The following is a 19,008-nucleotide window of genomic DNA, read 5'->3' on the forward strand; positions in this document are numbered from 1 at the left end:
ACACGCTAGGTTAGCACAGGCTTACCTGTGTGACGGTATACGATGGAAAGGTGGAACACCCGATGGGAGCCCCGCCCCAGTCCCGCACCTCCGTCGGCGCCCGCGTCCCCGAGGATGCGACGACGCCCCCCGGACCCGAGATCGCGGTGCGGGTATCGGGTCTGAGCAAACGATTCGGTGAGGTCGAGGCGCTCCGGGATATCTCGTTCCACGTGCCGAAGGGCAGCATCCTGGGCATCCTCGGCCCCAACGGAGCCGGCAAGTCGACCTTGGTGTCCACGCTGGGAACCCTGATCACACCGGATTCGGGAACCGCGAGCATCGCCGGCCACGATCTGCGCACCGACCCGGCAAGCGTCCGGGCATCGATCTCGATGACCGGTCAGTACGCGGCCCTCGACGAGACCCTCAGCGGCCGCGACAACCTGATCTTCTTCGGACGGATGCAGGGCCTGTGCCGGCCGAAAGCCCGTGAGCGCGCCGACTATCTCCTCGAGCGCTTCGGTCTGGTGGCGGCCGGTAGGCGGCCCGTCCAGACCTATTCGGGAGGCATGCGCCGGCGCCTCGACATCGCCTGCGGTCTCGTCGTCAGACCCGAGGTGGTCTTCCTCGACGAGCCGACAACCGGACTCGATCCGCGCAGCCGCCAGGCGGTCTGGTCGCTGGTGGCGGCATTGCGGGCCGACGGCATCACCACACTCCTGACCACCCAGTACCTCGATGAGGCCGACCAGCTCGCCGACAACATCATCCTGATCGATCGCGGGGAGGTCGTCGCCGAGGGCACCGCCGCCACGCTGAAAGACCGTGTCGGGGCCACCTACTGCGAGGTGGCACCCGCCGACGAGGCCGACGCGCCCGCGCTGCGGGCTGTGCTCGCCGGCCTGTTGGGCCCCGGGTACCGGTGCACGGTCACGGGCTCCGGCACCGTCACCCTCACCGCGCCCGAACGGGTGGACACGATGGGGCAGGTGATCACCGCGGCCCGCGACGCCGGAATCGCCCTTCGTGACGTGGGATTGCGCAGTCCCTCGCTCGACGATGTGTTCCTCACGCTGACCGGCGACACATCCGCGACCGGCGACACCCGATGAGCATCAGATCCACGGCCACCGCGGTCAGCGGGGACCGCCTGACCTGGCCCGACCGTGCCGACGCCGCCGTGTGGGAACCCGGCGGCGCCTTCGTCCGGCAGTGGCGGACGATGACCGCGCGAGCACTCCGGTCGGCATGGTCGCAGAGCGAATTCGTGATCGCGATCGCCATGCCGCTGGTGTTCGCGCTCGGCTTCTACCTGCCGCTGCGGTTGATCATGGCCGAGCGGGGCATCGACTACGCCCAGTTCCTGATGCCGATCATCGTGCTGCAGGCTGTCGCGTTCACCGCGGTCGCCGCCGCGCAGCGCGCCGCCCTGGACAGGATGCGTGGCATGACGCGGCGGCTGACGGCGATGCCGGTGCATCCGCTGGTGCCGTTGCTCTCGCGCATGAGCGTGACCATCGTCCGCGTACTGCTCTCCATCTGCGCCGCGCTGGCCTTCGGTGCGCTGCTGGGCTTCTCCTTCAACGGCGGTGTCATCGACACAGCCGGGTTCATCGTGTTCGCGATCGCGGTGTCCCTGGTCCTGGGCATCGGCGCGGACACCCTCGGGGTGATGGCCCGCAGCGCGGAGGCGACCTCCCAGCTGCTCGTGTTGCCGCAGCTGGTCCTCGGGCTGCTGTCCACCGGATTCGTCCCCGAATCGGGGTTTCCCGACTGGGCGCAACCGTTCGCCCGCAACCAGCCGATCTCCCATTTCTCCACGCTGATGCGGGAACTGGCGGACGGTCACCCCGGCTGGAACTCGGCACTGCCGTCGCTGCTGTGGCTGGCCGGGCTGGCCGTCGTGTTCATCGCGGCGGCTCACCACGCCCAGACACACCGGAGGGCGTACCTATGAGCCCCAGAACCAGGAGTCACCGACCGGCCTCCCGCAACCAGGACCTCGTCGAGCTGACCGAATCGGTGGCCCACAGCGCCGATTCGCTCCGTTTCCCCGCCCGCGACGCGGTGCCGGTGTCCACCCGGGCGGCTCCGGCCGTCGCGGCCCGGTCACTGGCCAGGGCGTCGCTCCTACAGGCGGAAAGGATCCTGGTGAGGTGGTCGAAGGATCCGGTGACCCTGCTCCAGTCACTGCTGTTCCCGGCACTGATGGTGCTGCTGTTCTGGCTGGTCCTGGACCGGTCCGTCAGCGAGCATTCGGGCACATCGAATGTGTTCGGCATGGTCCCGATGGTGGCGCTGGTCGGCGCGATGTCGGGGTCATCGATCAGCGGCCTGGGTCTGCAGTGGGAGCGGAAGACCGGCCTGCTGAGCAAGATGTGGACGCTTCCGGTGCATCGCGCGTCGGCGATGACCGGCCGGCTCCTCGCCGAGGCCGTGCGCATCGTGGTGACGGTGACCGCGGTGCTGCTCGTGGGCACGATCGTCGGTTTCCGCATCCACACCGGCGTGCCGGGCTACCTCGCCGTCATCGGTGTGGCGGTGCTGTTCGGGTTGTCGTTCTCGATGATGGTCACGGCGCTCGCGCTGCGCAACTCCGAGTCGCGGGTCGTGGAGTGGACGGCCGTGGGCACCAATCTCGCGATGTTCTTCAACACCGGTTTCGTTCCCGCGCAATCGTATCCGCGGTGGCTGCGGCCGGTGGTCGAGTATCAGCCGATGAGTTGCGCCATCGACACGATCCGCGGTCTCGCCGATGCCGGACCCGTGTGGCGGCCGCTGGTGCTGACGTTGCTCTGGTCGGCGGCCTTGCTGGTGCTGTTCACCGGCCCGACGGTCGCGGGCTATCGGCGCGCGGCGACGGACGACTGAGCCGGCACTCACACATAGAAGCAGCGGTGCCTGAGGCTGCCTTTGACGCGGCCGACGAGGTTGCCGGTGTGGAACACCCACGCCCCGCGCGGCGCCCTGGTCAACCAGGTGGGAAGCAGGGGATTGCGGATCAGCGCATAGGCGATCACGTCGACGGTCGCCAGCCAGTGGCGCCGCGGCATGCCGTGCCGGTGGTAGCCGGCGAAGAGCCGGGCGTCGCCCTCCCCGAACATGACCGACTGCTTCCACAGTCCGATCAGGGTGTCGCGCAACCGATAGGCGATGAGCGCGTCGGGGGCGAACCCCAACGAGCCGCCCGCCAGCTGTACCCGGAATGTCAGATCGGCGTCCTCCCCGCCTTCGGCGTAGGCGAGGTCGAATCCGCCGACACCGTCGAAGGCGTCCCGCCAGATCCCCAGATTGCAGGTGGGAGACCACCGCAGGAAGCCGGGGAAGCCGTTGGGTACGTCGGGCGGCAGCAGCTGCCGCCAACGTCGCACGTCGGCCGAATTCAGGGTCGCGGTCTCCAGGCCGCCACCGACCGCGGCGTGCTCGGGTGCGAGGGCGGTCAGGCATTCCAGCCAGCCCGGGTGCACTCGATCGTCGTGGTCGCAGAACGCGATGAAGTCCCCCGCCGATTCCGCGACGCCCGTGTTGCGCGCGTAACCGGCACCGGCCCGCTCCGACGCGTCGACCCGGCGCAGGCGCAGTGCGTCCGCATCCGGGTACCGCCGCAGGAACTCGCTCAGCCCGTCGGTGGAGCGGTTGTCGGCGACGATCACCTCCATGTCACCCGCGTAGGTCTGGGCCACGAGCGCGTCGAGCTGGTCGCCGAGCAGGTCCGTTCCGTTGTGGACCGCGATCACCACCGACACCAGTTCGGGAGGCGGGCGGCGGCCCGCAGACGCGGGTTGCGAGGCCATCAGATGTACCAGCATCTGTGGTGGACGCTGCCGGCCACCCGTCCGGCGAGGTGCCCGGCGTGGAACAGCCACAGACCGCGGGACACCTGCGACATACGTTCCGGTACCAGCGGATTTCCGAGAATCACCAGGGCCAGTGTCTGGATGAGGTCGCTCGCGGACCGCCGGGGCATGCCGTACGGACGGTAGTCGGCATACAACTGCACGCTGCCCTTTCCGTAGGTCAGCGACTGCCGCCACAATGCGGCGGTGGTGTCGCGCAGCCGGTACGCGATCAGCGCGTCCGCGCAGTGTCCGACGGTGCCGCCGGACAATTGCACGCGCAACGCCAGATCCGCGTCCTCGTAGCCGTTCCGGTACGACTCGTCGAACCCTCCCACCTTCCTCAGCGCATCGGCCCAGCACGCCATGTTCGCGGCCATTGCGGCCCGCAGGAAACCCGGCACCTCCAGCGGCCGGTCCGGCGGCGGCATCGGCATCCACCGGCGTACGGTCTCCGAGTTGAGGGTGCGGGTCTCCACCGCACCGGTGACCAGGCTGCAGTGTCCCGCGGCCGCGACCAGGTTTCTCAGCCAGCCCGGCCGGACAACGTCATCGGCATCACAGAAGGCGACGAGATCACCTGTCGCCGAGGATATTCCGATGTTCCGGGCGTGAGCCGCCCCGGGCCGTCCGGAGGCGTCCACACACCGCAGGCGGAGGCGCTCGCGTGCCTCATGCCGGGCGAGATAGCCCGCCACTGCGTCGGTCGACCCGTTGTCGGCCACGATCACCTCGAACCGGCCCGGATAGTCCTGCGCGCGCAGCGCTTCGAGCTGCGCGCCGAGCGTGCCGGCGGCGTTGTGCGCGGCGATGACCACCGACACCGAGGCCGGGACTCGAGGCGGGGCGGCGGACACCGTCATGCCGAACCGCCCACCGACCGCGGATGCCCGCGCCGCCGGACGAGGCCGTCCGGAATCTTCCCCGTATCCCCCGCCAGCGCCGCGCGCACGCCCGCCACCGACAGCCTGATCCGCGCGGGGCGCTGAGTGCCGATGAGCATCGCCCGGCCCCGGATCAACGTGTCCTTGGCGATGGACACCACACACCACAGCGGCTCGGCGCGCGCATACCGCCGGTACAGGACGAGCCGGTTACGGGAGATGTAGTAGTTGCGGGACGGCGGATGTTCGGTGAACTCGATCGTCGCCCCGGATCCCCTCCCGCGCAGCAGGATCGGACGTAACGGCCACGGCGGCTCCCACGACGCGGTGCGGCCCAGCCGGTGCCGGATCCGGGTGCCGGGAACCACCAGCGCCGACATGCCGTGGGCCCGGGCGCGCAGGTAGAACTCGGTCTCCACGCAGTCGATGAACAGGTCTTCTTCGAACAGCCCGATCGTGTCGAAGACCGTGCACGGGATCAGCAAGCCCGACTGGATAGGTTCGAAGGCCAGGGTCAGGCCCTTGTCGGCGAACCAGAACGGGGCGACGTCGTCGTTGATCAGACTCGGCGACACCATCGCCGCCTCGACGCCCACCGACCCGGCCAGCGTCAGGTGATTCAGTGCCTTTGTCACATAACCGGATTCGATGTGGGTGTCCTGGTCGAGGGTGAGTACGTACCGGCCACCGAGGCGGCGGGCCTCCCGGATTCCGGTATTCAGCGCGCACGCGATGCCCTGGTTCCGCGGCTGTTCGATCACCGTCGCACCCGCGACCGCACACGCGTCGAGCACCTCGCGGACCCCCCGCTCCGCAGCGGCCGACCGCGACGGGGAACCGTCGTCGACGACTATCGCCGAATCACACTGCGCCAGCGCCCGTTCGACCACCTCGAGCAGTTCCCCATCCGGTTCGAACGCGGCGACGACCGCGACCACCGGGCCGGTCATCGGTTCCGCTCCCGCGCCGGGCCACCGGGGGTGACGACGGCGTCGATCGCGGCAGCGGTCTCGGCGACCAGTGGCGTCCGCAGCATCGAATGATGGTCCCCGGCAACAGGAACAACGGTCGTCCCACCGGTGACCAGGCGGCTCCATGCCGCTACGTTCGCGGGACTCGAAGCCGCCCGCACCAGCACCACCGGCCCACGGTAGATCGCCGGACGGTGCCGGCGGATGAGTTGCCGGCCCAGGTCCCAGAACACCGTCCACTGCGTCGCGGTGGGCAGGGTGACCAGTCCCGCCGTGGCCACCAGCGTCCGCATGAGCACACGGGACCGCAGCGCGGCCAACCGATCCGCCGGCGCCGGGTCCTCGTTCGGCCGTTCCGACGTGTCCGCGGTCACGCCGGTGCGGTCCGGGAGCGCCACCCGATCACCGGCCCCCGACAACTCGGGATGCCGCCCACCGCATATCCGGTCGAGCAGTTCCGGCTCGAACAGCGCGTCGAGAAGGATCACCGCATCGCACCGGGCTCCACCGTCGACAAGTCTCGCCGCGGCCTCCAGCATCACGAAGCCGCCGTAGGAGTAGCCGGCCAGCCGGTACGGCCCGTCGGGCGCAATCCTGCGGATGTCACGTATCGCGCGCCGCGCGGCGGCCCTGATGGTGCGATCGGCACGCCCCCGGCGTTCGAGTCCGTGCGCCTGCAGGCCGTACACCGGAAAGTCCCCGCCCAGCTCGCGCACGAGGGGCAGCAGACTCACCGCCGGGGCACCCGCGCCCGCGGCGATGAACATCGGCCGCCCTTCCCCGCCGCGCAGTTCCACGACGGTGCCGGCGGCGTCGGTCCGGGCGCGTTCGCGGTTCGCCTCATCCAGGAGCCGGCCGAGGCCGGCGATGGTGGGTTCCTCGGCGAACTCGGCGGTCGGGATATCGACGAACCAGCGCTCACGCACCCGCGCCAGCAAGGTGGCGGCGGCGAGTGAATCGCCGCCGAGAGCGAGGAAATCCTCAGTGCGCCCCACCGCGTCCAGGGCCAGAACCTCGAGCCACAGGATCTCCAGGTTGGCTTCGGTGAGGCCCCGCATCGGTTCGATCGTCCGTCCGGGGGCGGCGGGCAGGGCGGCGCGGTCGACCTTGCCGCGTTCGGTGCGCGGCAGTTCGGCGATGACGACAATGTCACGCGGGATCATCCAGGGCGACAGCATCTTCGCCAGTTCGCGCCGGATCTCCACCGGCGCGGGCGACCACGTGCCGGGGTTGACGGCGATATACGCGGTGAGCCGCCCCTGGCCGCGGTCGGCGGTCACCACGGCGTCGGCGGTCCACGGCAGTGCGCGGATCGCCGACTCCACCTCCACCGGTTCGACGAGGTACCCGCGGATCTTGATCGCGTCGTCTCCGCGGCCGAGCAGGTGCAGCTGACCTAGCTGGTCGAACCTGCCGAGATCTCCTGTCCGGTAACGCTTCCGGCCCGCACCGAGGTCGGTGAACCGGGCGTCGGTGAGGTCGGGTGCGTCGTGGTAACGGAGGGCAAGATGCGCCGACTCGATGATCACCTCACCCGCCTCCCCGGCCGGGACATCCGCGCCGTCGTCACCGACGATCCGGACGTGCTTGTCCGATGCCGGGGTGCCCACCGGGATCACCCCGGCGGGCAGTTCACGTTCGGCGGGAAAGGGATTGAAAGCCAGATTCCCGGCTTCCGACGAACCGGACCAGCTGCAGAAGACACCGTCGGGCATGAGCCCGGCACGGACGCGTTCGACATCGCCGCGGTACACCGACTCCCCGCATGTGGACAGGAGCCGGAGCGAACCGACGGCGGAGGTCTCCGGGGAAAGCCACGAGCGCAGCAGCGACGGCGTGCAATGCGCCGTGGTGGCGCGCTCGGTGGCCAGCCAGTCCCGCAGGCCGTCGGTACCGCGCCGCCGCACGTCCCACAGCAGCAACCGCGATCCGTTGAGCATCGTCATGACCAGGCAGTCGAATCCGGCGCCGAAGCTGAGCGGCAGCAGAGTCGCCGCCCGGTCGCCGGGACCCAATCCCATGAACGCCCGGCCGTCGGCGGCCTGGTTGACCCAGGCCCGCTGCCCATGCACGACGCCCTTCGGCGCACCGGTCGATCCTGACGTGAAGATCAGTACCGCCGGATCATCCGGGCCGGGCTCGGCGATTTCGACGCCGTCCGGAACCGGTGTGTCCAGATCGTCGGCGGTGAGCCGGTATGCGCCCGATACTCCGAGGATGTGGTCACGGCGGGCGTCGGGCAGGAACGGATCGAGCACGATCACCGGATGTCCCGAACACAGCACCGCGAGAATCGACAGGACCGATTCGACGTCGGATTCGACGTCTACCGCGATCGGCCGTGATCGGTCGCGCACCGCCGCCCCGAGCACCAGGGCCCGTTCCTCGACGACCATGAGGGCCTGCCGGTAGGTCACCGACTCGTCCGGGGTCTGGACGGCCACCGCGTCACCACGTTCGGCGGCGGTCCTCCGCCATCCCGCCACGAACGTGGATTCCGTTGCGAGTGAGCGATCTTCACGTGAATCGCAGGTCTCGGGCACTGCGTGCCGCGGGTGCGTCCGGGTGTGCTCGGGCTCCATCATCACCACCGTTCAGCGACGCAAGGAGGTGGCGATCGTCGGCCAGGACCGGTGCAGTTCGTCCTGCCAGTAACCCCAAGAGTGAGTGCCCTTGCGCGATAGGTGGACGGTCGCCGGGATCCGCAGCTGCCGCAGCCGGCCCGCCATCGCCGTCGTGCAGGTGTGCGCCGCGGCCTCCAGGGCACCACCGACGACGACCTGTTCCCCGAGGGTCGGCGCTCCCGGCGCCTGCAGCCCCGGCTTGTCGTACTTTCCGGCCATCCCGTTGCCACTCGACAGGTACAGCGTCAGTCCCCGCAATCGGGCCGCGTTGACGTACGGGTCGTATGTGGTCCACAGCGGCGACCCGAACGGTCCCCACATGTTGTCGACGTTGGCCTTGTTGGCGACGTACACGGTGCCGCGGATGACCGAGTAGCCCTCAAGGGTGCTGGTGCGCGCGCAGCCGCTGTAGGAGGCGACTCCCTTGTACAGTGTCGGCGCGACGATCGCGAGGTTGAGCACGGAGGTGGCCGACATCGACATCCCGCCGATGGCATTGACCCCGTTGGTGCGCAGTGACGTGTTGACCGCGCGCGGCAGTTCGGTGGTCAGGAACGTCTGCCACATCGGCTTCCCGATCGCCGGGTCGCGGGCGATCCAGTCGGTGTAGTAGCTACCGATCCCCTTCTCGGGGATCACCACATTGACGTTCTTGTCGGCGAAGAACTTCATCGCGTCGGTCTGCGCCAGCCAGTTGGCCCCGTCCTCGCCGCCGCCGGCACCGTTGAGCAGGTAGAACGTCGGCGCCCCGGCGCCACCGCCGGCCGGCCGGATGATGTGCAGCGGGATCTCGGTATCCATCGCGGTCGAGTAGGCCGTGGCCTCCCAGAGGTTGTCGCGCAGGTGGCGCAGCGAATGCAGCTGCCCATCGGTTCGGGGGTCGGCTCCGGCCGCCGGGATGACGAACGACGTCGCGGTGAGCAGCGCGATCAGGGCGCCGAGCACCACGGCGACGGACAGACGGACGGCACGCGACGGGAACCAGGCAACAGGCAGCATAGTAAGGGCAGCCTACACTTGGCACTCGACGGCCGGTGCCCGACCTCTCAGGCGGGAACCACCGGCGAACCGTGCGTCAGGCCACCTCGTATACCCACGGCAGTGTCGTCGTCAGGTAGCCGTCGGCATCCCACTGGTATGTGCGGGCCATGCCGTTTCCACGGTAGTCCCGGAAGTACGCGGTCATCCCGGTCCGGCTGTCGACGCCCGAGTCGATCGCCTTGAGCATGATCGCGGTCAGGTCATAGGCCTCAGCGGCAAAGGTGACCGGGGCCTGGCCGTACCGCTCCCGGTACTCGGTGGAGAACTGGCCGGACGTCGGGCCACACGCACACACCAGCAACGACCGCGACGCGGCGGTCCCGGCGATCGAGGAGAACTGCGTACTGAAGACGCGGTCGGCGCCCGCGATGAACGGGACGGTCACACCCGCGGCACGTAGCTGCCGCACGAGCGGCGCCGCCTCCATCCACTCACCGGCGTAGAACACGGCGTCGGCACCCACCTGCTGCACCGTCGCCACCTGCTCGCTGAAATCCTGGGCACCGCGGGTGACGGTCAGCGTGCAACCTGGTGCGGTCGCCGACTTCAGTGTCGACGCCACCGTCGGCGCCAGGTCCCGGGCGTCCGACGAATCGTTGCCGATCACACAGATCTTGGACAGTCCCCGTTCGCCCGTCAGATAGTTGGCGATCGAGACCCCGACCTGACGGTCGTTGACCGTGCCGCGGAAGAACGTTTTCCAGCCCAGGTTGCGGCCCATCGTCGGGTCGGTGGCCGACGGGCTGGTGAACGTCAGGCCCGCCTTGTTCAGGACCGGCCCGGCCGCGCGCACCTCGCCCGATGTCCACGGTCCGACGACGCCGATGACCGAACTGTCCGCGGTGATCGTCGTGGCGAGCTGCCGGGCCTTCTCCGGCGAACCCTCGGTGTCGTATTCGCGGACGGTGACCTGGCAGTCCGGATTGTTGCCGTTGTGTTCGCGCACCGCCATCGCCACGCCGTTGCGGCTGCCACCGGCACGTTCGGCACGTTCCCGGCTCAGCGGCCCGAGCCACGCGATGGTCTTCGGCCCGCAGACGGCCTCACCCGATCCCTTCGCACGCAGTCCACTGCCCGGCGAATGAGCCACCGGCACACCGTCCGCGCCGATCTGGGCCAAGGGCATCACCGTGCCCGCGGGCACGGTCGAGCGGTCGATCTCCGTCGGACCGGCCACCTCGGTCTGTTCACCGCCGCCACCGCCGCCCTTGGCGTCGGACTTGAAGACGGTCAGCGCCAGCACCGCGGCAAGCGCCACGACCACCACCAGAGCTGCTAGCGCGATCAGCAGGCCCTTGCCGCGGCGCTTCTTCTCCTGCCGAGGGGGTGGCGAGGGCTCGGGCGCAGCCTGGGGCTTCGCTCCCGGCGGCCCCTGAGAGGGTGGTGCGGCCAGTGGCTGAGGTGCCGGAGAAACCGCCGGTTCCGGGGACACAGCGGGTTCCGGGGACACAGCGGATTCCGGGGGGTTCACCGTTTCGGTGACCGCGTCCGGGGACGAGAGGTCGGTCCGGTTGGTCGCCGCATCGTCGGCGCCGACGGCCGGCGCCGGTGCGACAGGAAGCCGTTCGCCGGTGGTCGCATCCGCGAGCGCGGACCGCAGGGCGCGGGCGAACTCGCCGCAGGAACCGTAACGGTCGGCGGGATCCTTGGCCAGGCCGCGCAGCAGGACGTCGTCGGCGGGGGCGAGTCCGGCGGCGACCTGCGACGGCCTCGGCGGCGGCGAATGCAGATGCGCCGAGATCAGCGCGGCCGGGTGCTCGGCGGCGAACGGTGGGCGGCCGGTGAGGAGTTCGAACGCGGTGGCCGCCAGCGAGTACTGATCGCTACGGCCGCTGGCCGGTGCCCCCACCAGCACCTCGGGCGCCGAGTACATGATGGTGCCGATGAAGGCCGACGTGGCGGTGAGCCGCGAATCGGAGATGATCCGGGCGATCCCGAAGTCCAGTAACACCACCCGGTCGAGTGCGCCGGTCTCGTCATCGCGGGTGAACATGAGGTTGGCCGGCTTCACGTCGCGGTGCACCACATCACGTTTGTGCGCGTAGTCGAGCGCGTCGGCGGCCCGGGAGATCACCTCGGCGAGTTCGGCGGGCGACAGGTCCGTCCGGGACGCCAGATCGGTGCCCTCGACGTAGTCCATCGTGAACCACGGCGTGCTCCCCGTCGCTCCACTCGCCCCGGTTTCCACCCCGTAGTGGTAGATGGTGACGATGCCCTGATGCTTGAGTGCGGCGGCGGTGCGTGCCTCACGGATGAACCGCTGCTCAAACTCGGGGCCGCTCTGTCCGATCGAGATGAGTTTGAGTGCTTCGAGGCGGCCGAGGTGCGGATGCTGGACCAGGTAGACCTCCCCCATGCCGCCCTTGCCGAGCGACCGGACCACACGATAGCCCGCGAATGCGGATCCCGGGTTCAAGCTCACGTCTCACCTCCACACCCATGACGCCCGCGCCGGCGGTCGTTCACCGAGCAAAGTATTCAGCCGTACCCTATCGTCTGACCGCGCACGCGGCGCGATCCGGCGGCATCCGAACGAATGGATACCGCCGGACCGCGGCCCGGGCTACGGCAAACCGATCTACAACAACTTGGACAGGAAGCCGCGGGTCCGTTCGTGCTGCGGATTGGCCAGCACCTCACGGGGATTCCCGCTTTCGACGACGACGCCACCGTCCATGAACACGAGCTGGTCGGCAACCTCCCGGGCGAAACCCATCTCGTGGGTGACCACCAGCATCGTCATGCCGGTGGCGGCCAGCTCACGCATCACACCGAGCACCTCGCCGACGAGTTCCGGGTCGAGCGCCGAGGTGGGTTCGTCGAACAACATCAGCTTGGGATCCATCGCCAGCGCGCGGGCGATGGCCACCCGCTGCTGCTGACCACCCGAAAGCTGGGCGGGGTAGGTGTCGGCCTTGCCCGCCAGCCCCACCCGGTCGAGCAGATACCGTGCCCGCTCCAGGGCGTCGGCCTTGCTCTTGCGCTTGACCTGGATAGGCGCCTCGATGACGTTCTCCAGCGCCGTGCGGTGCGGGAACAGATTGAAATGCTGGAACACCATGCCGATGTCCCGGCGCTGTTTCGCCGCGTCCTTGGAGCTCATCTCGTGGAGTTTGCCGCCACGCTCGCGATAGCCGATGAGATCGCCGTCGACGTAGAGCCGGCCCGCGTTGACCACCTCGAGGTGGTTGACACACCGCAGGAAGGTGGACTTGCCCGAGCCCGACGGCCCGATCAGACACATCACCTCACCGCGTTTGACCTCCAGCGAGATGCCCCTGAGCACCTTGAGCGAACCGAAGTTCTTGCACACCTGCTCGGCGAGCACCATCGGCCGTTCCGGTTGCGGCGCTTCGCCCTTGGTCAGATCCGTCGCGGTCACCCGGCACCTCCCTCACTGCCGGCCGCGGTTTCGGCCTTGGCCGCCTCGCTCTGGGCGTCGGCGAGTGCTTTGAGTTGGCGTGCGGTCAACTGCCTGCTCGCCCCTTTCGCGTAGTACCGCTCCAGATAGAACTGCCCGACCATCAGGATGCTCGTGACGACGAGGTACCAGGTGGAGGCGACCAGCAGCAGCGGGATGGGTTCGAAGATGACTCCGGCAATGTCCTTCTGCGCGCCGTAGACCTCGAGACTGAACGGCACCGCCGTCACCAGGCTGGTGGTCTTGAGCATGCTGATCAATTCGTTGCCCGTGGGCGGGATGATCACGCGCATCGCCTGCGGCAGTACGGTGCGGCGCATCGTCTGCGACCACGACATGCCCAGGGCCACCGATGCCTCGGTCTGCCCCTCACCCACCGACTGCACGCCGGCGCGGACGATCTCGGCCATGTACGCCGATTCGTTGAGCGCGAGGCCGATGATCGCGAAGGTGAACGCGGCGTTGAGGTCCTGGATGTCGAAGTGCGCGAACTGCACCGTGAACGGGATGCCGAGGTCGATCTGCTTGTAGATCGACGGGAACAGCCCCCAGAACACCAGCTGTACATACACCGGGGTGCCGCGGAAGATCCACAGGTATACCCACGACGTCGAACGCAGCACCCTGTTCGGCGACAGCCGCATCACCGCGAGCACCACACCGAAGACGATCGCGATGACCATCGACAACACCGTCAGGGCGAGGGTGTAGCCGACGCCCTTGAGGATGCGCGTGTCGAACAGGTAGTCGCCGTAGGTGCCCCACGCGTACGCGTCGTTGGTGGCCGCACCGTAGACGAACAGTGCGGCGAGCACGATGATGACCGTCGCGGCGGCCCACTGCCCCGGATGGCGCAGCGGGACCGCCTTGATCGGATCCGGCTCGGCGCCGGTCGCGAGCGGACCTGTGCCGGGCGACTCGGGTTCCGTCGGGTCAGGTGCACCCGACCCTTTCACCAGATCAGCCACGGGTCAGTTGATGGCGCCGTTGATGAGGGACTTTTCGATGAGGCCCGCCTCGACACCCCAGTGGGTGGCGATCTCCTTGAACTGACCGTTGTCGATCAGGTACTGGACTGCCTTCTGCAGCACGGGTGCCAGCGGGGAGCTCTTGGCGACCGGGTAGCCGTACGGGGCGGATTCGAAGATGTCACCGGCGGCCTCGATCTTGCCCTTGGACTTCTTGATCGCGTACGCGGTCACGGGCGAGTCGGCCGACATCGCGTCGACCTTGCCGAGGACCAGCGCATTCGTGGCCTCGTCCTGCGAATCGTACTTCTGGATCGAGATGGCGGGCTTGCCGGCGTCGGTGCATGCCTTGCTCTTGCCGGGTACGTCGTCGGTGGCCGAGATCGTGTCGGCCTGCACGGCGACCTTCTTGCCGCACGCGTTGTTGGGGTCGATCGCCTTGTCCTTCTGCTGCGCCCACTGGATGCCCGCGCTGTAGTAGGTCACGAAGTCGACCTGCTTCTCGCGTTCCTTGGTGTCGGTGAATGACGACATGCCCATGTCGAAGGTGCCTGCCTGGACCGCGGGGATGATCTTGGCGAAGTCGGCCTCACGGTACTCGGCGGTGACGCCGAGGACCTTGGCGACGGCGTTCACGACGTCGACGTCGAAGCCGATGATCTTGCCGTCACTCTTGAACTCGTTGGGCGAGTACGGGACGTTCACCCCGACCACGAGTTTGCCCGCCTGGGTGACCTTCTGCGGAAGGCCGGCGGCGATGTCGTCGACCTTGGAGACATCGACGCTGATGGGGCCGATGTCGGTGCCGGTGCCCTCAGACTCGTCGTCGTTGGAGCAGCCGGCCACGACGGTCACAGCGGCGGCCGCCGCGGCGACCACTCCCATCAGGCGCAATCCGTGTGAGCGGTTCGATCGGTGAAAACGCATCCCAAATCCCTTCGCGGCCCGCACGATCTCCGGGCACTACCCATTCCGGTGACACACTCGCGTCACCTGAGGAGAAACTTAATTCATCGGGGCGGGTCGTACCGGGCAGTAACCAGAGATTTACGAATCTGCGATGTTGGCGAGTACTCGGTCGGTGAATACTGCGGTCGTCGCCGACCCGCCGAGATCGGGGGTGCACACCCCCGCGGCGAGAGTGGCCGCGACCGCGGCGTCGATCCGGTCCGCGGTGCCCCGCACGTCCGCTCTGCCGGCGCGGCGGGCGTACCAGCGCAGCAGCATCGCGGTGGACCCGATGACGGCGACGGGGTTGGCGATCCCCCGGCCCGCGATATCCGGGGCCGCGCCGTGCGCCGCCTGCGCCATCGCCTGACGCGACGAGCAGTTCACCGACGCCGCCACGCCCAGTGAACCGGCGAGTTCGCCGGCCAGGTCGGACAGGATGTCGCCGAACAGGTTCTCGGTGACCACGACGTCGAACTGTTCCGGCAGGCGCACCAGCATCGCCGCCATCGCGTCGACGTGGAAGTCATCGACCCGCACGTCCGGGTAGTCGGCGGCCACCTCGCGGCAGACGTCGCGGAACAATCCGGTGGTCAGGCGCAGCACGTTGGCCTTGTGCACGATGGTCACGTGCTTCGATCGGCTCTGTGCGGCCCGGAACGCCTCGTGGGCAATGCGCTGCGTCGCGGCACGCGTGATCACCCCCACCGACAGGGCGATGTCGGGGGTGGGCATGAACTCACCGCTGCCGACGGCCATGTTGCGGTCGGCGTACAGCCCCTCCGAGTTCTCCCTCGCGATCAGGATGTCGATACCGGGAGCGGTGGCCGCGACCCCGGGCAGTGCGCGGGAGGGCCGCAGGTTGGCGTACAGGTCGAAGCGTTTGCGGATCACCCCGCCCGGGGTGAGGTCACCGGCGAACTCCACCGGATACGCGGCCGAGTCGTGGGGGCCGAGCACCCACAGATCCAGACCTGACAGCGCATCGAGCGTCTCGCCGGGGATCGGCGTGCCGTGGGTGCCGATCGCGGAAGCACCGAAAGGCAGTTCCCGCCACTCGATCCCGAACCCGGCACGGGCCGCTGCGGCATCGGCGACGGCCACCGCGGCGGGCACGATCTCCGGTCCGATACCGTCGCCGTGCATCACCCCGATAGCCAGAGCCGTTGCCCCGGTGGATGGTTCGTTCACCGGCATCAGTGGGCCGCGTCGTCCCAGGAGCGGCCGAAGCCCACCGACACCTCCAGCGGCACCGACAGGGTGATGGCCGACCCCATCTCCTCGCGCACCAGCTTCTCGACGGCGTCGCGCTCACCGGCGGCGACCTCCACGACGAGTTCGTCGTGCACCTGCAGCAACATCCGCGACGACAGACCTTCGGCCGCAATACGTTTGTGGACATTGATCATCGCGACCTTGATGATGTCGGCGGCGGTGCCCTGGATGGGCGCATTGAGGGCCATACGTTCGGCGGACTGCCTGCGCTGCCAATTGTCGCTGTTGAGGTCGGGCAGGTACCGGCGGCGGCCGAACAGCGTTGCCGTGTACTCATTGGTGCGGGCCTCGTCGACCACATGATGCAGATAGTCCCGGACCCCGCCGAACCGGGCGAAGTACTGATCCATCTGCGCCTTGGCCTCCTCGCGGCTGATCTTGAGCTGCGCGGCGAGACCGAAAGCACTGAGGCCGTATGCAAGTCCGTACGACATGGCCTTGACACGGTGCCGCATCTCGGTCGTCACCTCGTCGATCGGCACCCCGAACGCACGCGAGCCGACGAAGTTGTGCAGATCCTCGCCGGTGTTGAAGGCCTCGATCAGGCCCTCGTCGCCCGACAGATGCGCCATGATCCGCATCTCGATCTGGCTGTAGTCGGCGGTCATCAGTGTCTCGAACCCCGGCCCTGAGGCCGCACCGCCGACCACGAATCCGTGCCGGATCTGCCTGCCCGCCTCGGTGCGGACCGGGATGTTCTGCAGGTTGGGATCGGTCGACGACAACCGTCCGGTCGCGGCGACCGTCTGGTTGAAGGTGGTGTGGATGCGGTCGTCGTCGGCGACCGATTTGAGCAGGCCCTCGACGGTGACACGCAGCCGGGTGGCGTCGCGGTGTTCGAGCAGGTGCGCGAGGAACGGGTGCTCGGTCTTCTCGTACAGCCCCTGCAGCGCGTCGGCGTCGGTGGTGTAGCCCGTCTTGGTCTTCTTGGTCTTGGGCATGTCGAGCTTCTCGAACAGCACCGCCTGCAGCTGTTTGGGCGAGCCCAGGTTGATCTGCTCCCCGATCACCTCGTAGGCGGCGTCGGCGGCGGTGCGGACCCGGTCGGCGAACTGCTGCTCCAGCTCCCGGAAATGGTTGATATCCACCGCGATTCCGGCCGCCTCCAGATCGGCGAGCACAAACGTCAGCGGCAATTCCATGTCGGTGAGCAGTGACCGCGAATCGATCCGGTCGAGTTCGGTGTCGAGCGCGTCGGCCAGTTCGGCCACCGCACGCGCCTCGAGCATCTGATGTTCGAACGCCTTGGCCTCGTCTTCCCCTTCGGCGTCGAGCAGCGACAGCTGCCCGTCTCCCTCCGGGCCGTCGGCCTTGAGCTCGCGGCGCAGATAGCGCAGCGACAGGTCATCGAGATCGAAGCTGCGCTGACCGGGACGCACCAGGTAGGCGGCGAGCGCGGTGTCGCTGGTGACGCCGCGCAGCGTCCAGCCCCGCACCCGCAGCGCGTGGATCGCCCACTTCGCGTCGTGGCACGCCTTGGTCAGCTCCCCGTCGGCGAGCCAGTGGGCGAGCGCCTCCTCGTCGGCCTGCGCGATCGTCGGGATCGCGATATATGCCGACGAACCGTCGGCCGCCGCGATCGCGATTCCGGACGGGTCGGCGTCGACCACGCGCCGGGGCGCCGACACCGAGATACCGGTGCGACCGGTGCGGGCATGGGCGTCGAGCCAGCCGGCGACCTCACCCTCGCCGAGAATCGACCCGTCGAGGTCGAATCCCGACTCGGCCTCCGGCTCGACCGATGACAGCGTGCTGAAGAGCCGGTCGCGGAGCACCCGGAACTCGAGGTCGTCGAAGAGTGCGTGGATGCGTTCCCGGTCCCAGCCCACCAGCGCCAGCTCGTCGGGACCGGCGGGCAACTGCATATCGCGGACCAGTTGCGTCAGATGACGATTGGTCTGTACCGAGGCGAGATTGGCGCGCAGCGAATCCCCCACCTTGCCCTTGATCTCGTCGACGTGGTCGACGAGCTCGGACAGCGAACCGTACTGACGGATCCACTTGGCGGCGGTCTTGTCGCCGACACCGGGCACACCGGGCAGATTGTCGCTGCTGTCTCCGCGCAGTGCCGCGATATCCGGGTACTGGGTCGGGGTGACGCCGTACTTCTTCTCCACCTCCTCCGGGGTGAAGCGGGTCAGTTCCGAGACCCCCCGTTTGGGGTAGAGCACGGTGACCGCGTCGTCGACGAGCTGCAGCGAGTCCCGGTCGCCGGTGACGACCAGGACATCGAAGCCGCGTTCCTCCGCCTGGGTGGCGAGAGTGGCGATGATGTCGTCGGCCTCGTAGCCGTCGATGGCCATGACCGGGATCCCCATCGCACCGAGCACGTCCTTGGTCAGCTCGACCTGCCCGCCGAATTCCTCCGGCGACTTGGACCGCTGCGCCTTGTACTCGGGGAACAGTTCGGAACGGAACGTCTTGCGCGAGACGTCAAAAGCGGCGGCGATGTGGGTGGGTTCCTCATCACGCAGCAGGTTGATGAGCATCGAGGTGAAGCCGTAGACGGCGTTGGTGGTCTGTCCCGTGGCCGTCTTGAAGTTCTCGGCCGGCAACGCGAAAAAGGCCCGGTAGGCCAGCGAATGACCGTCGAGCAACATCAGAACCGGTTTCCCCGACCTGGCGCGGGCGGACGGACTCTGGGCGGGTGCGGCACTCTTGGCGGGACTCACCCGGACCAGTCTAGTGATAGCCAACAGCCCGCCGGGACTGTGTCTCCGACGGGCTGCGCTATGGGGGATGGTCTGTGTGCGGTGCCGAATCAGGCGACCGGGTGCGGATGGAGCCTGCGGTACGCGGCGGCCTCGTCGTCGGTGACGTCCGGGACCAGTGCCAGGTGATGCAGGGCCCGGGTGGTCTTGGTGATGAGCGCCCCACCGGTGACGAGCCCCACGACTGCGATAGCCGCGGCGATCAACGCCGAGGTGGACTCCCCGAAAGCCAGGGCGGTCACAGCGAACGGGGCCGCGAAGAATCCGATCATCGCAATGAACGCGCCGAGCGCGGCCAGCGGTTGAACGGTGTGGTTATCACGTGCGGTGATGGTCATCGTCGTCTC

Annotated in this window: 15 protein-coding genes; 3 read left to right on the forward strand and 12 right to left on the reverse strand. The window is 68.5% G+C overall.

Features of this window, described 5'->3' with window-relative positions:
- The first annotated feature begins 62 nt into the window (after positions 1–62).
- Genes GOAMR_RS15740 through GOAMR_RS15750 form a run of 3 tightly spaced genes read left to right on the forward strand, consistent with a single transcriptional unit; the run spans position 63 to position 2,853 of the window.
- Positions 63–1,094 (forward strand): daunorubicin/doxorubicin resistance ABC transporter ATP-binding protein DrrA, encoded by a 1,032-nt coding sequence (locus tag GOAMR_RS15740; RefSeq protein WP_005189924.1) that lies wholly within the window; start codon positions 63–65, stop codon positions 1,092–1,094.
- A complete protein-coding gene (locus GOAMR_RS15745; protein ID WP_005189927.1) occupies positions 1,091–1,939 on the forward strand; it encodes an ABC transporter permease in 849 nt (282 codons plus the stop codon). The genes GOAMR_RS15740 and GOAMR_RS15745 overlap by 4 nt, the downstream gene beginning before the upstream one ends.
- Positions 1,936–2,853 carry an ABC transporter permease gene (locus GOAMR_RS15750; protein WP_005189930.1) on the forward strand — a complete coding sequence of 306 codons (918 nt, stop codon included), beginning with the start codon at positions 1,936–1,938 and terminating at the stop codon, positions 2,851–2,853. The genes GOAMR_RS15745 and GOAMR_RS15750 overlap by 4 nt, the downstream gene beginning before the upstream one ends.
- Positions 2,854–2,861: 8 nt before the next feature.
- Here the strand turns inward: GOAMR_RS15750 and GOAMR_RS15755 are convergent, their stop codons facing one another.
- The 12 genes from GOAMR_RS15755 to GOAMR_RS15815 form a co-directional block, all read right to left on the reverse strand.
- On the reverse strand, positions 2,862–3,776 hold the full coding sequence (locus GOAMR_RS15755) for a glycosyltransferase family 2 protein (RefSeq protein ID WP_005189933.1): 915 nt from the start codon (positions 3,774–3,776) through the stop codon (positions 2,862–2,864).
- Complete coding sequence (locus GOAMR_RS25635) at positions 3,776–4,681, reverse strand: glycosyltransferase family 2 protein (RefSeq protein WP_005189935.1); 906 nt, start codon at positions 4,679–4,681, stop codon at positions 3,776–3,778. Before GOAMR_RS25635 ends, GOAMR_RS15755 begins: the two co-directional genes overlap by 1 nt.
- Positions 4,678–5,652, reverse strand: a complete 975-nt coding sequence (locus GOAMR_RS25640; RefSeq protein WP_005189938.1) for a glycosyltransferase — start codon at positions 5,650–5,652, stop codon at positions 4,678–4,680. The genes GOAMR_RS25635 and GOAMR_RS25640 overlap by 4 nt, the downstream gene beginning before the upstream one ends.
- Positions 5,649–8,117, reverse strand: a complete 2,469-nt coding sequence (locus GOAMR_RS15770) for an AMP-binding protein (protein WP_244427431.1) — start codon at positions 8,115–8,117, stop codon at positions 5,649–5,651. The genes GOAMR_RS25640 and GOAMR_RS15770 overlap by 4 nt, the downstream gene beginning before the upstream one ends.
- A 150-nt stretch (positions 8,118–8,267) precedes the next feature.
- A complete protein-coding gene (locus GOAMR_RS15775) occupies positions 8,268–9,296 on the reverse strand; it encodes an alpha/beta hydrolase (protein WP_005189943.1) in 1,029 nt (342 codons plus the stop codon).
- A 76-nt stretch (positions 9,297–9,372) separates the two neighbouring features.
- Entirely contained in the window at positions 9,373–11,760 is a 2,388-nt protein-coding gene (locus GOAMR_RS23740) for a bifunctional serine/threonine-protein kinase/ABC transporter substrate-binding protein (protein ID WP_138943768.1), read from the reverse strand.
- 156 nt (positions 11,761–11,916) lie between these two features.
- Positions 11,917–12,669: an amino acid ABC transporter ATP-binding protein gene (locus GOAMR_RS15790; RefSeq protein ID WP_040515532.1), complete on the reverse strand. Its 753-nt coding sequence runs from the start codon at positions 12,667–12,669 to the stop codon at positions 11,917–11,919.
- A 47-nt stretch (positions 12,670–12,716) separates the two neighbouring features.
- Positions 12,717–13,727, reverse strand: coding sequence for an amino acid ABC transporter permease (locus GOAMR_RS15795; RefSeq protein WP_005189952.1), 1,011 nt, complete (start codon positions 13,725–13,727; stop codon positions 12,717–12,719).
- 3 nt (positions 13,728–13,730) lie between these two features.
- A complete protein-coding gene (locus GOAMR_RS15800; protein WP_005189955.1) occupies positions 13,731–14,654 on the reverse strand; it encodes an ABC transporter substrate-binding protein in 924 nt (307 codons plus the stop codon).
- A gap of 120 nt (positions 14,655–14,774) precedes the next feature.
- Entirely contained in the window at positions 14,775–15,872 is a 1,098-nt protein-coding gene (locus GOAMR_RS15805; protein WP_005189958.1) for an isocitrate/isopropylmalate dehydrogenase family protein, read from the reverse strand.
- Positions 15,872–18,622 carry a DNA polymerase I gene (gene polA, locus GOAMR_RS15810; protein WP_040515512.1) on the reverse strand — a complete coding sequence of 917 codons (2,751 nt, stop codon included), beginning with the start codon at positions 18,620–18,622 and terminating at the stop codon, positions 15,872–15,874. Before polA ends, GOAMR_RS15805 begins: the two co-directional genes overlap by 1 nt.
- Before the next feature lie 89 nt (positions 18,623–18,711).
- Entirely contained in the window at positions 18,712–18,999 is a 288-nt protein-coding gene (locus GOAMR_RS15815; protein WP_005189963.1) for a hypothetical protein, read from the reverse strand.
- Positions 19,000–19,008 lie beyond the last annotated feature (9 nt).

Source organism: Gordonia amarae NBRC 15530, assembly GCF_000241345.1.
Classification (GTDB): domain Bacteria; phylum Actinomycetota; class Actinomycetes; order Mycobacteriales; family Mycobacteriaceae; genus Gordonia; species Gordonia amarae.

Excerpts from the sequence above, each read along its gene's own strand:
- GOAMR_RS15775 (WP_005189943.1), bottom strand. The coding sequence starts at position 9,296 with ATGCTGCCTGTTGCCTGGTTCCCGTCGCGTGCCGTCCGTCTGTCCGTC.
- GOAMR_RS15800 (WP_005189955.1), bottom strand. The coding sequence starts at position 14,654 with ATGCGTTTTCACCGATCGAACCGCTCACACGGATTGCGCCTGATGGGA.
- GOAMR_RS25640 (WP_005189938.1), bottom strand. The coding sequence starts at position 5,652 with ATGACCGGCCCGGTGGTCGCGGTCGTCGCCGCGTTCGAACCGGATGGG.
- GOAMR_RS15805 (WP_005189958.1), bottom strand. The coding sequence starts at position 15,872 with ATGCCGGTGAACGAACCATCCACCGGGGCAACGGCTCTGGCTATCGGG.
- GOAMR_RS15790 (WP_040515532.1), bottom strand. The coding sequence starts at position 12,669 with ATGGTGCTCGCCGAGCAGGTGTGCAAGAACTTCGGTTCGCTCAAGGTG.
- GOAMR_RS15745 (WP_005189927.1), top strand. The coding sequence starts at position 1,091 with ATGAGCATCAGATCCACGGCCACCGCGGTCAGCGGGGACCGCCTGACC.
- GOAMR_RS15750 (WP_005189930.1), top strand. The coding sequence starts at position 1,936 with ATGAGCCCCAGAACCAGGAGTCACCGACCGGCCTCCCGCAACCAGGAC.
- GOAMR_RS25635 (WP_005189935.1), bottom strand. The coding sequence starts at position 4,681 with ATGACGGTGTCCGCCGCCCCGCCTCGAGTCCCGGCCTCGGTGTCGGTG.
- GOAMR_RS15755 (WP_005189933.1), bottom strand. The coding sequence starts at position 3,776 with ATGGCCTCGCAACCCGCGTCTGCGGGCCGCCGCCCGCCTCCCGAACTG.
- GOAMR_RS15815 (WP_005189963.1), bottom strand. The coding sequence starts at position 18,999 with ATGACCATCACCGCACGTGATAACCACACCGTTCAACCGCTGGCCGCG.
- GOAMR_RS15740 (WP_005189924.1), top strand. The coding sequence starts at position 63 with ATGGGAGCCCCGCCCCAGTCCCGCACCTCCGTCGGCGCCCGCGTCCCC.